At 71.5% G+C, this 12,496-nt stretch carries 11 protein-coding genes; 10 read left to right on the plus strand and 1 reads right to left on the minus strand.

Features of this window, described 5'->3' with window-relative positions; all coding sequences use genetic code 11:
- Positions 1-32: 32 nt before the first annotated feature.
- Positions 33-1,064, minus strand: coding sequence for a hypothetical protein (locus G6O68_RS25255; RefSeq protein WP_165251438.1), 1,032 nt, complete (start codon positions 1,062-1,064; stop codon positions 33-35).
- A gap of 184 nt (positions 1,065-1,248) precedes the next feature.
- Between G6O68_RS25255 and G6O68_RS25260 the strand changes: the two genes are divergently transcribed.
- The 10 genes from G6O68_RS25260 (at position 1,249) to G6O68_RS25305 (ending at position 12,496) form a co-directional block, all read left to right on the plus strand.
- On the plus strand, positions 1,249-2,034 hold the full coding sequence (locus G6O68_RS25260) for an ankyrin repeat domain-containing protein (protein ID WP_165251439.1): 786 nt from the start codon (positions 1,249-1,251) through the stop codon (positions 2,032-2,034).
- A gap of 102 nt (positions 2,035-2,136) precedes the next feature.
- The gene (locus tag G6O68_RS25265; protein WP_165251440.1) at positions 2,137-2,619 is read left to right on the plus strand and encodes a cupin domain-containing protein; all 483 of its coding nucleotides are present in this window, start codon (positions 2,137-2,139) and stop codon (positions 2,617-2,619) included.
- Complete coding sequence (locus G6O68_RS25270) at positions 2,616-3,416, plus strand: MBL fold metallo-hydrolase (protein WP_206108206.1); 801 nt, start codon at positions 2,616-2,618, stop codon at positions 3,414-3,416. Before G6O68_RS25265 ends, G6O68_RS25270 begins: the two co-directional genes overlap by 4 nt.
- A 147-nt stretch (positions 3,417-3,563) precedes the next feature.
- Entirely contained in the window at positions 3,564-4,769 is a 1,206-nt protein-coding gene (locus G6O68_RS25275) for an SGNH/GDSL hydrolase family protein (RefSeq protein ID WP_165251441.1), read from the plus strand.
- Positions 4,766-8,257: a PVC-type heme-binding CxxCH protein gene (locus G6O68_RS25280; RefSeq protein WP_165251442.1), complete on the plus strand. Its 3,492-nt coding sequence runs from the start codon at positions 4,766-4,768 to the stop codon at positions 8,255-8,257. Before G6O68_RS25275 ends, G6O68_RS25280 begins: the two co-directional genes overlap by 4 nt.
- A 45-nt stretch (positions 8,258-8,302) precedes the next feature.
- Positions 8,303-8,476 (plus strand): hypothetical protein, encoded by a 174-nt coding sequence (locus G6O68_RS25285; RefSeq protein ID WP_165251375.1) that lies wholly within the window; start codon positions 8,303-8,305, stop codon positions 8,474-8,476.
- Between the two features lie 6 nt (positions 8,477-8,482).
- Positions 8,483-9,700, plus strand: a complete 1,218-nt coding sequence (locus G6O68_RS25290) for a GspE/PulE family protein (protein ID WP_165251443.1) — start codon at positions 8,483-8,485, stop codon at positions 9,698-9,700.
- Between the two features lie 194 nt (positions 9,701-9,894).
- The gene (locus G6O68_RS25295; protein WP_165251444.1) at positions 9,895-10,938 is read left to right on the plus strand and encodes a type II secretion system F family protein; all 1,044 of its coding nucleotides are present in this window, start codon (positions 9,895-9,897) and stop codon (positions 10,936-10,938) included.
- Positions 10,939-11,005: 67 nt separating this feature from the next.
- Positions 11,006-12,214, plus strand: a complete 1,209-nt coding sequence (locus G6O68_RS25300) for a type II secretion system F family protein (protein WP_165251445.1) — start codon at positions 11,006-11,008, stop codon at positions 12,212-12,214.
- A 36-nt stretch (positions 12,215-12,250) separates the two neighbouring features.
- On the plus strand, positions 12,251-12,496 hold the full coding sequence (locus G6O68_RS25305; RefSeq protein ID WP_165251446.1) for a hypothetical protein: 246 nt from the start codon (positions 12,251-12,253) through the stop codon (positions 12,494-12,496).

Raw genomic sequence — 12,496 nt, forward strand, 5'->3', positions numbered from 1 at the left:
GTTGCAATCCGCGGGACCGCGTGGATTCTGGATCAACGTCGCCGAGGTCCACGGAAGGCGGCCGGGTCCCAACTCGAAGGGGAAGCGACCCGTTGGAAGACCCGGAAGCCCGAACCGAAGACGACGAAGATCATGAACAGGAGGATCATCGGCATCAGCGCCGGCAGGACGGCGAGCGCCAGGCCCAGGACCCAGAGCGCCACCCAGCCCTTGACGACCAGCTTCAGGATGTCGAACACCCGGATCTTGGACCCGATCTCCTGCAGCCGCCCCGCCGCGACCACCAGGTCGTCGAGGATCGTCCGCGTCGGGGCCGAAGGGTCGTATCCGGGACGGGGGCGTCGGGGCGTGGCGGGCTCCTGGAGATCGGCCAGCGCGTCGCGCGAGCCCTCGATCATCTCCGCCGCGCCGATGGGGTCGGCGGTGAGCATCCTCTCCGCATCCTCCAACTCGCGATCGACCAGTCTAAGCTCCCGGGAGTAAAGGTCCGCCTCGCCTCCCGAGGGCCCGCCCCGGCCGACCCGCCTCGCGACCGCCGCCGCCTCGCGACGCGCGTCCTTGAGCGATTTGGCGGCGACCTCGTGGGCCAGGTTCAGCCGGTCGAGGCTCGATTTGCACGCGCTCGAATCGTGCAGCAGTTCCTCAAGCCTCTCCGCCGAGAGCAGCTCGCGCGCCTCCTCGCTCGGCCGGACGCTGAACGTCGAGGTCGACTTCAGCCGCGCCTCGGCGCGATTCCAGACCTCCATCACGGCCAGCCATCGCTCCCAGAGCCGGTCCAGGTCGGCGGCCACCCGGTCGTAGAGGTCCCGGGTCGCTCCGGCCATCGGCTCGACGAAGTCGGGGTCGGTGCTCGGCAGGGTCTTGTGGCGGGTGCGCAGCGCGTCGATCTGATCCATCAGGCCGACGGCCTGCTCGCGGAAGCTCTTGAACTGCTCCTCGGCTGTCGCCTGGATCTGGCGGTTCCGCCGATACAAGGCTATCAGCGCCGCCACGCCCAGCCCCCCGAACAGGAGGATCAGGATCACCGGCAGGCGGATCTCGGGCAGGACGGACATGGACCCCATCGACGGCTCCCCTTCGAATGACCTTCAACCCGCCCCGGCCCGGGGCGTCGGAATCACTTCGTCGCCTCGCGACTCGGCTTGAACGGAATCGCCCTCGACCCCGCGAGATTCACCCGACGTGCGAAAACCGTTCCAAATCGCTACGCTGGGATGCGATGGGCGACTTTCGACCCCCGGACTGAGGATGAGAATGAAGATCACCTGCCGGATCCGAGGAGCGGTCTGGGACCCGGAGACCGACCGCGCCGCGGCGATCCCGGCCGGGCTGGACCGCTGGACCTTCGACGGATTCCCTCTCGACGCCTACCTCGACGAGTCGCTCGCCGACCTCGGCCTCGTCGACGGCTCGATCCGGGCCGAGGCCCGCGAAGGGGCCGCGGCGATCGTTTTCGAGTTCCACGCGCCGGGGCCGCTCGACGACGACGCGATGACCGCCCTCGCCGAGTTCGCGGCGGAGCAGATGTCGGAAGGGATCGGCGAGGACGGCTTCGAGCTCGAGCTGGACGGTCGCGCCTGGCTGCTCGTCCCGGTCGAAGGCCCGGTCGAGGTCGAGCAAGAAGACGACGGCCGCCACGTCCCGCCCCCCTCGGCGGTCGCGATCGCCGCGCGCGACGGCGACCTGGACGGGCTGCGACTCGCCGTCTCCCGAGATGGAGCCGACCTCGACGCCACCCACCAGGGCTTCACGGGGCTGCACCTGGCGATCATCTACGGCCAGCCCGAAGCCGCCCTCCTGCTGCTGGCCGAGGGGGCGGACCCCGGCAAGCCCGACCCTTCGGGCGACGCGCCGCTGGACTCGTGCGCCCTGTCCGACTCGCTCGACGACGAGGACTCGGCGAGGGTGGCCGAGGCCCTGATCGCCGCCGGCGCCGACCCGAACCGCGTCGGCTCGACCGGGGGCTCGCCGAGGGTCATCGCCGAGCTTCGCGGCAAGCCGAAGCTCGCCGCAGTGCTAATCGACCACGCCTGACCGGCGGCCGGACCTCGCGATTCCCCCGCCGCCGCTCGCAGTTTACCATGGGGCGTCCCCGTCGACCGCGATGCGAAGACGCCCACGACCCGGAGCCTCCCGATGACGCGACCCCCCTCGTCCCCCCGCAAGGCGAACCTCTTCCTCGGCCTCCTAGCGCTTGCCCTCGCCTTCGGATGGGCATGGCGGGAATCGGTTCACGCCCGCGAGGGCAAGCCGATCACCCCGTCGAAGACCGTCAACCTGGACGAGGTGAAGATGTCGGTCTACGAGCACGAGGGCCAGCCCGTCGGACACGTCGGCCTCTATGTGGAAGGCGAGACCCAGGCCAGCGCCAGCCTGGTCGCCGGGCGGTTCATCATCGATCCGGGCAAGTCGCCCCACCCGCCGCACGTCCACTCCGACGAGGAGATCCTCATCGTCGAGTCGGGCCATGGCGAGATCTTCTGCGGGGGCAAGACGACGAAGGTCGGCCCCGGATCGGTGATGTTCTCCGCCCCCGACGTGCCGCACAACATCACCAACACGGAGGACGTGCCCCTCGTTTTCTATTTCATGAAATGGACCCCGAAGTCGGCGAAATGACCTCGGTCCCGGATTCGGAGGACGCCATGCTGAACGTCCACCACCTCAACTGCGGGACCCTCCACGCGCCGCCGAGCCCCAGGGCGAGCTGCCATTGCCTGCTGCTGGAGCACGAGACTGGGCTGGTCCTGGTCGACTCGGGGATCGGGGTGCAGGACTGCCGGCGGCCCGAGGCCCGGATCGGCCGCGAGGTGATCGACGCCGCCGGCTTCCACTTCGACGAGACCGACACGGCCGTCGGCCGGCTGCGGGCCCTGGGCTTCCGCGCAGACGACGTCCGCCACGTCGTGCTGACCCACGCCGACCCCGATCACGCCGGCGGCCTGGCCGATTTCCCGGACGCCGAGGTCCACGTCTCCGCCGAGGAGCACGCCAACATCCTCGGCGGCAACCCCCGCTACGCCCCGGCGCAGTTCGACCACGCGCCGCGATGGAAGCTCCACGGGCCCGCCGCGAACCCCTGGTTCGGTCTGGAGGCGCGCCGGCTGGGGCTCGGCTTCGCGACCGAGGTGCTGCTCGTGCCGCTGTTCGGGCATACGCTCGGCCATTGCGGAGTGGCGGTCGGCCTGGGCGACCGCTGGCTGCTCCACGTCGGCGACGCCTACTACCTACGGGCCGAGCTGGCCGACGACGGCCATCCCGTGTCGACCCTGGCCGCGATGCGGGCCGACGACGACGTGCAGCGTCGCGCGAGCCTCCAGTCGCTCCGTCGCCTGGCCCAGGAACACCCGGGCCGGATCGAGATGCTCGGCTATCACGATTTCGGCGAGTTCCCGCCGGGGGCCGCGATCGACTGACCCGCCCGCCGTTCGTGGGGGCTCGACCGGGGGGCGGCGGGGCGTTAGATTGCTTTGATGCCCCCTGATGGAACCCCGACCGCCGAGCGTCCCGGCCGACCGCCCCGGGCGGACGCTCGCCCTCCCCGTGATCGTCGGAGCGCGACCGTGCCAGCAGCCCGCCCCTCGCCCGCCCGGACCCTGGTCGCCGGGCTCCTCCTCGTTTTCACGGCCTCCACGGCCGTCGCCGAGCCCCCGCCCCCCTGGGACTTCCAGGACGGCGACCGCGTCGTCCTCGTCGGCGACACGTTCATCGAGCGCGAGCAGCGATACGCCTATCTGGAAACCGTCCTGACGATCGCCAACCCGGACAAGGACCTGACGTTTCGCAACCTCGGCTGGAGCGGGGACACCGTGCGAGGCCTCTCCCGCGCCGGGTTCGACCCGCCGGAGGCCGGTTTCCGCGAGCTGGTGAAGCAGGTGACCGACGCGAAGCCGACCGTGCTCGTCGTCGGCTACGGCATGGCCGACTCGTTCGACGGCGAGGCCGGGCTCTCTCGGTTCGTCGAGGGCTACAACGCTTTCCTCGACGCCGTCGCACCGACCAAGGCCCGGCTGGTCCTGCTCTCGCCGCTCCCCCACGAGCCGATGCCGGCCCCGCTGCCCGACCCCGCGTCCCACAACCGCGACCTGGCGCTGTACGCCGACGCCGTCCGCAAGATCGCCGAGGTACGCGACGCGGCGTTCATCGACCTCTTCGGCGAGGTCACGAAGGCGAGGCAGGCCCGTCAGGCGAAGGGCCCTTCCTCCGAGACGGATACTGACAATGGGATCCATCCGACGGCCCTCGGCTTCTGGAGGCTGGCGAACCTGCCGACGGTCCTCCCGATGAAGCTCGCCAAGCTTGAGGCGGGTGAAGTGCAGAAGACCGAGCGCGGGCTATCGGTGACCACGAAGGGGCCGCTCCCGCCGCCGCTCGAACCGGTCCCCGGTCGCCAGGCTTCCTCCTGGAACATGGGCCACGCCGGCCTAGAGCCTGGCCGCTACACCCTGAAGGTGGACGGCCGACCCCTCGCCACCCACACCGCCGAGGAATGGGCCGCGGCCCCGCTCGTCGAGGGCGATCCCCAGTTGGAGCAGGTCGAGAAGCTCCGGCAGGCGATCATCGCCAAGAACCTGCTGTTCTTCTACCGCTGGCGGCCCCAGAACATCACCTACCTGTTCGGCTTCCGCAAGCACGAGCAGGGGCAGAACGCCGTCGAGATCCCGCAGTTCGACCCGCTCGTCGACGCCAAGGAAAAAGAGATCGCCGAGCTTCGCAAGCCCGTCCCGCACACCTACGAGCTGGTCCGAGAGAACGAGGCGTCCCGATGAGCATCCGATCCCGGCGCGGGAGCGCCTCCCTGTGGCATCTCGGGGCGACGGCCTTGGCGGCCCTCTCGCTCTCCCTCACCCCCGCCGCTCGCGCGCAGAACGCGGTCGGCCCGCCGCCGGACCCCGACCCCGAGATCGAGCGCCGGTCGTTCATCGTGGCCGACGGGTTCGAGGTCAACCTGTTCGCCGCCGACCCGCTGATCGCCAAGCCGATCCAGATGAACTTCGACGCCGCCGGCCGGCTCTGGATCGCCAGCTCCGAGGTCTATCCGCAGATCAAGCCGGGCCAGGAGGCGAACGACAAGATCCTCGTGCTGGAGGACAAGGACGGCGACGGCCGGGCCGAGTCGACGACCGTGTTCGCCGACGGGCTGCTGATCCCCACCGGCCTGGAGCCGGGCGACGGCGGCGTGTACGTCGCCAACAGCACCGAGCTGCTCCACCTCAAGGACGCGGACGACGACGGCAAGGCCGACTCCACCCGCGTCGTGCTCTCGGGCTTCGGCACCGAGGACACGCACCACCTGCTGCACACGCTGCGGTGGGGCCACGACGGGATGCTCTATTTCAATCAGTCCATCTACATCCACAGCCACCTGGAGACGCCCCACGGCGTTCGCCGGCTCAACGGCGGCGGCATCTGGCGGTTCCGTCCCGAGACGATGGAGCTGGACGTCTTCATCCGAGGGCTGGTCAACACCTGGGGCCACCAGATCGACGCCTGGGGCCAGTCGTTCGCCACCGACGGCGCCGGCGGCGAGGGGATCAACTACTGCCTGCCCGGCGCCTATTACGTCACCGCGGTCGACGCCGTCCGGCTCCTCAAGGGCCTGAACCCCGGCAGCCCCAAGTACTGCGGACTGGAGGTCGCCAGCGGCCGCCACCTGCCGGACTCCTGGCAGGGGAGCCTGTTGACCAACGACTTCCGCGGCAACCGCGTCTGCCGGTTCGTCATCAGCGACGACGGGGCCGGCTTCGCCTCCCGCGAACAGTCGGAGCTGATCAAGACGACCCACGTCTCGTTCCGGCCGATCGACGTCCTCATGGGCCCCGACGGCGCGATCTACATCGCCGACTGGTACAACCCGATCATCCAGCACGGCGAGGTCGACTTCCGCGACCCTCGCCGCGACCACACCCGCGGCCGCATCTGGCGCGTGACCGCCAAGAACCGGCCGCTCGTCGAGCGACCGCAGCTCGTCGGCGCGGAGGTCCCGCAACTGCTCGAAGCCCTCAAGGCCCCCGAGGAGTACACCCGCCGCCAGGCCAAGCGCGTACTCAAGGAACGCGGCGCCGACGCCGTGGTCCCGGCGCTCGCCGCCTGGGTCGCCGCGCTCGACCCGGCCGATCCCGAGTTCGAGCGGAACCGCCTCGAAGGGCTCTGGACCTACCAGGCGCTCGACGTCCCCGACCCGATGCTGCTCGACCAGGCGCTCGCCTCGAAGGACTTCCGCGTCCGCTCGGCCGCCGCGCGGATCGTGCCGTTCTGGAAGGGGCGCGTTTCCGACGCCGACGCCCTCCTGGCCCCGCTCGTGACCGACGAGAATCCCCGCGTTCGGTTGGAGTCCGTCCGTTCGCTGGCCCGCATGCCGAGCGAGAAGGCGGCGTCGCTCGCCTTCCAGGCGCTCGAAAAGCCGATCGACGGCTTCCTCGATTACGCCCTCTGGCTGGCCGCTCGCGACCTCGCTTCGGCCTGGCTCCCCGGCGTCCAGGCCGGCCGGTTCAACTTCGACGGCCACGCGGGACGACTGGTCTACGCGCTCCAGGCGCTCGGCTCGCCCGAAGTGCTCCAGCCCTTGCTGAGCCTCTACAAGCAAGGGAAGGTCCCCCACGAGCAGGACGCCGCCGCGCTGAACCTGATCGCGGCCGTGGGCGGCCCCGCCGAGCTTGGCCTGCTCCTGGACCTGATCCAGAACAAGGACGCCATGCCCGCCGTGCGGCAGGCGGCCCTGCTGAACGCCCTGGTCCGCGCCGGCCGCGAACGCAAGATCGTCCCCGCCGGCGATCTCGCCCGCATCGCGCCGTTGCTGTCGCAGCCCGACGAGGCCCTTCGATCGGCGGCGGTCGCGGCGGTTGGCGCCTGGAAAGTCGCCGGGCTCCGGCCGAAGCTCGCCGAGCTGGCCGTCGCACCCGACGCCTCGGCGTCCCTGCGGCTGGAGGCGATGCGCGGCCTGCTCGCCCTCGGCGACCAGGAGTCCGCCCAGCTCGTCGCCAGACTCGCCGAGCCGGGCGGCGACCCGACCGGCCGGACCCTGGCCCTGGCCTGCCTCGCGTCCCACGATCCCGCCGCCGCGGCCGACCGCGCCGCGGCCTGGATGGCCGAGCTGGATCCTGCCCGCCTGGGCGAGGCGCAGGCCGTGCTCAACGGCTTCCTCGAACGTCGCGACGGCCCGGCCGCGCTCGCGCAGGCGCTGGTCCCGGTCAAGCTCGACGCCGACCTCGCCAAGCTCGCCGTCCGCGACATCCGCGCCAGCGGCCGATCGGCCCAGGAGTTGATCGACGCCCTCGCCAAGTCCGGCTCGCTCAACGACGCCAATCGCACCTACTCGGCCGAGGAGAAGGCCGCCATCCTCGCCGCGCTGCCCCAGGGAGACGCCGCACGGGGCGAGGCGATCTTCCGGCGCGAGTCCATGACCTGCCTCAAATGCCACGCCGTCGCCGGCGCCGGCGGCCAGGTCGGACCCAGCCTGGAGAGCATCGGCGCGAGCGCCCCGATCGACTACCTGCTCGACTCGCTCCTGGAGCCGAACAAGGCCGTCAAGGAGAACTTCCACGCGACGGTCGTGGCCACCGACGAGGGCCGGATCGTCACCGGAATCCGCGTCCGGCAGTCCGACACGGAACTGGTCCTCCGCGACGCCGACGACCAGGAGATCTCGATCCCCCTGGATTCGATCGAGGAGCAGAAGATCGCCGGCTCCATCATGCCGGCCGGGCTCGTCGACCCGCTCACGCGCGACGAACTGGTCGACCTCGTCGCCTTCCTCTCGAAGCTCGGCAAGATCGGCGACTACGCCGTCAGCCAGGAGCGTGTCGCGCGTCGTTGGCGGGTCCTCGCGAGCACGAAGGAGGCCGCCACGGCCCTGATCCGGACGAGTGTCGAGGCCCTCATCCAGAACGAGCAGTCGTTCGGATGGAAGCCGCTCTACGCCACCGTCGGCGGACGGCTGGTCCCCGCGGAGCTGCCGGTGAATCCCCGGGTGAACGCCGCGCCGCCGATCACTCTGGTCCGTACCGACGTCGAGGTCTCCACCCCCGGCGCCGTGCGATTGAAGTTCGACTCGGCGCGAGACCTCGCGTTCTGGGTCGACGGACGCCGCATCGAGCCCGCCGCCGCCGCGCCCGACGCCCTGACGCTCGAACTCGACCGGGGCGTTCACGCTGTCTTCATCGCCTTCGAACCCGGTCGCCGACCGGACGGCCTGCGCTGCGTCCTGGAAGACGTCGAAGGCTCCCCCGCGAAGGCCCGCCCCGTGCTGGGCAAGTAACGACTCTGCGCGCGGGTCTTCGGCTTGATTCGAAGGGATCGTCCCATGCCCGATCAGTCGCCCCAACGACCTGCGCCGGACCCGCCGCCCGAGAAGGCGAGCGCCTGTCGCCCCGCGTGCCCGGCCTGCGGCGGGCGGTTGATCGAGCGTCGGGCCAAGCTCGTCTGCTCGCGCTGCCACACGATCTGCGAGACCTGCTGCGAGGGGGGGCGGGGGTGACCTGACATGCCCGACGCCCCCCTCGCCGAAAGCCTGAAGGCACTCGACCCGGGATCCCCCCAGTACGCCACGTCGGTCGTCGACGCCGTGCTGGCCGGGGCCGAACGGGTCGGGGCGAGCGACATCCACATCCGGCCGCTCGCCGACGGCCTCGACGTCCGCTGGCGGGTCGACGGCGTGCTCCAACCCGTCGCCGTCCTGGCGAAGCGGGGGGCGCCGAACGTCGTCGCCCGGCTCAAGGTCCTGGGCGAGCTGCTCACCTACAAGACCGACGCCCCCCAGGAAGGCCGGATCCGCCGGGTGCCCGGCCTGGTCGAGATGCGGCTCTCCACGTTCCCCACGCTCCACGGCGAGAAGGCCGTCGTCCGGCTGTTCGGCGGGCCGGGACGCTTCCTCGTCCCCGACGACCTCGGACTCCCCGAGGAGATCCGCGCCGCGCTCTCCCGTCTCCTCGACGAGACCTCCGGTGCGATCGTCCTGGCCGGGCCCGCCGGCAGCGGCAAGACCACCACGATCTACGCCTGCCTGCGCGAGCTGGCCCGCCGGACCGACGGCCGTCGCAGCCTGGCGAGCCTGGAGGACCCGATCGAGTCGGCCCTGGACGGAGTGTCGCAGTCGCAGGTCGACGTCGCCGCCGGCCTGACGCTCGAAGCCGGCCTCCGCGCGCTCCTGAGGCAGGACCCCGAGGTGCTGGCCGTGGGGGAGATCCGCGACCGCGCGACCGCCGAGACCACGCTCCAGGCCGCCCTGACGGGCCACCTCACCCTCACCACGTTCCACGCCGGAAGCGCCTGCGAGGTCGTCGGCCGTTTGCTGGACATGGGCCTCGAGCCCTATGCGATCCGCAGCGGCCTCCGCGCCGTGATCGCCCTCCGGCTGGTCCGGAAGCTCTGCCCCGCCTGCTCGGTCGAGTCGTCCGACCCGGCCGAACTGCTGGGCCTCCCCGTGCGCTCGGCCCGGCTGGCCCGGGGCTGCCCCGCTTGCGGCGGCTCGGGCTACCTCGGCCGCCTCGTGCTGGCCGAGATGCTGCCCCCGCTCGACGACGACCTCGGTCGCGCCGTGCTCGACCGGGCCGACGTCCGCCGCCTCGAAGCCCTGGCCTTCGAGGCCGGCATGACGAGCCGATGGGCGCGCGCCCGAGATACGGTCGAAGAAGGCCGCACCTCCCCCGCCGAGATCCGCCGCGTCCTCGGCATGGACGGGCGTTTCCCCGCCGCCCCCTGAGACGCCCCCTCGCTCGTCGGACAAACGTCCGAATTCCGCCGGGCCGGCGCTTGACGGCCTGTGACAGATGTGATAGACCTGGTTCTGTCACAAATGTCCGAGGACGCCTGGCGGCCGAGGACGGCGACGAATCGCGGGGGTGGCGGATGGCGAGCGCCGATTCGGAGAACGGAGGATCCCGAGGTGGACGGCCGGTGACGGTCGCCGAGCTGGTCGCCCTCAACGAGGAGATCGCGGCGCTGGTGCGCGCGGGATCGCCGCTGGAGGCCGGACTGGGGCGGACGAGCGGCGAGCTGCCCGGTCGCCTGCGGGGCGTCGCGGCGGCCCTGGCCGACCGGATGAAGCGCGGCCAGAGCCTGGTGGAGGCGCTCGACGCCGAGGGCGCGGCGATCCCCCCCTTGTACCGGGCCGTCGTCGAGGCCGGCGCGCGGACCGGGGACGTGTCGGCGGCGCTGGGCGGGATGTCGCGATACCTGCGGGGGTTCGCCGAGGCTCGTGACGCCGTCGGCCTGGCCCTGTGGTATCCGCTCGTGGTCGCCAGCCTGGCGTACGCCCTGTTCCTCGGCGTGGTCGTGGTGCTGGCCCCGCGATTCGGCGAGGCCTTCGCGTCGCTCGGCCTGCCGACGACCCGGGCGCTGGCGTTGGTGGAGTCGATCGGGCGGACGGCCTGGATCTGGTGGCCGATCTGGCCGATCGTGCTGGCGGCGGTCGCGGCGGCGTGGTTCCGGTCGGGCCGGGCCTCGCGGCTGGACGCCTCGTCGTGGACGTTCCTCGGCCTCTTCCCCTGGATGCGGTCCCTGGTGCGGGATTACCAGTCGGCGGGCTTCGCCGAGCTGCTGGCGTTGCTGCTGGAGAATCGCGTCGCCTATCCGAAGGCGGTCGCTCTGGCCGCGGAGGCCACCGGGAACGCCGCGTTGATCGCCGAGGCCCGGACGCTCGCCGCCGCGCTGGAGAGCGGGAGTTCGGCCGAACGCGCGATCGCGGGCGGGGTGTTCCGCTCGTTCGCGCCGATGCTCCGCTGGGTCCTGGCCCATGGGCACTCGGAAGGCTCCCTGGTTCACTCGCTGCGCAACCTCGCCCCGATGTATCGCTCGCGTGCGACGTACAAGGCGGACAAGCTCCGCGTGCTCCTGCCGTCCATCCTCATCCTCGTCGTGGGAATGACCGCGACCTTGCTCTACGCCTTCACGCTCTTCCTGCCGCTCTCCGGGATGATGAACGAGCTGGCGGGGCCCTGACCCGATCGACCGCCGTCGCAACGTGCGAGGCCGCCCCGACCTAAACCGAAGCCGAAGCGAGCTAGCCATGACGGAACCGCGAGACGAACGAGGACCCGGCGGGAGCCTCTCCCCGGGCGAGGCCGCTCGGCTCTCGGAGCACGTCGCCGGGGTCGCCCGATCCGGGCTTCCGCTCGGCCCCGGCCTGCGCGCCCTGGCCGAGGAGTCCTCGGCGGGCGAATTCCGGCGGTCGCTGCTCGGACTGGCCGACGCCATCGAGCGCGGCGTCCCGCTGGAGGAGGCGATCGAGGGCGAGGCCGGTTCGATCCCGCCCCACTTTCGGGGCCTCATCCGGGCGGGGCTCCGTTCGGGCGACCTGGGCGAGGTGCTCGGTCGATTCTCCGCCATCGCGTCGATCGGCGCCGAGCTGAAGCGGTCGTTCTGGATCAGCCTGGCGTATCCGCTGTTGGCGATCGGTCTGGCCCTGGTGCTGTTCGTGCTCGTGGACGCCCTGGTCGTATCGAAGTTCGAGGATACCTTCAGGGATTTCGGCCTGTCGCTGCCGTTGGTGACCGTGTTCCTGTTGAAGCTGTCCCACGCCGTGCGAGTCGGTTGGCCTGCCCTACTGACCCTGGTGCTGGTCCTCTTCGCCGCCTGGCTGGGCCTCGGCCTGGCGTCGTCTCGGGCGAGGCGCAACAGCCTGTTCGCTCGCATCCCGATCGTCGGCTCGCTCTGGCGTTATACGGCGTGGACCGAGTTCTGCCACCTGCTGGCGGTGCTCCTGGAATCCCGCCTGCCGCTCCCGGAGGCGCTCCGCCTGACCGGGGCCGGGGTCGAGGACGCCGACGTCGACCTCGCCTGCCGGGCCATGGCCAGGCAGGTGGAGCAGGGGGCTTCGCTTTCCGCCGCGATGGCGGGGGGGGCGCCCACGACGAGCCCCGCGGGCCCGTTCGACCACCTCGTCCCTGGGACCTCCCCGCCGGCGAAGTTCGAGGACGGCCCCCCCCCGGCGACACTGGGCGACTTTGTCGAGGCCAGGGCCGGCGAGCGGGCGATCCGGCGGGCGATGCCCTCGGGGCTCCCTCGACTCCTGCGATGGGCCGAGGACCGGGCCGCGACCGCCGAGGTCCTCCGCATGGCCGGCGAGACCTACCAGGCCCGCTCTCGCGCCGAGGCGGCGTTCAGCGGGGCGGTCCTCGCCTTCCTGGCGATGATGGGCGTCTTCCTGGGGATCGCCGTGATGGTCATCGGGCTGTTCCTGCCGCTGATCTCCATGCTGTCGTGGCTCTCGGGCTGACCCCGCCGCACCGGACGACGAATGAGGAGCCGACGCGTGAGAACCTTGATGAAGCTGGCGGGACGGCGGGTGTGCGACGATTCCGTCGCCCTCCGGTGGGGCCAGGGGGCGTGCTTCGCCGCCGGGGCCGCGATCTGCCCGGTCGCGATCGCGGGACTCGCGCGGATGGGGCCGTCGCGGGTCGAGATGCTCCTCGGCTGCCTGGCGGCCTCGGCCGTGAGCATCGGGCTCGTCGCGATGGGAATGCTCCTCGGCGTCATGGCCGAGCTTCGGAGGCGTTGA

The organism is Paludisphaera soli, assembly GCF_011064595.1.
Taxonomy (GTDB): domain Bacteria; phylum Planctomycetota; class Planctomycetia; order Isosphaerales; family Isosphaeraceae; genus Paludisphaera; species Paludisphaera soli.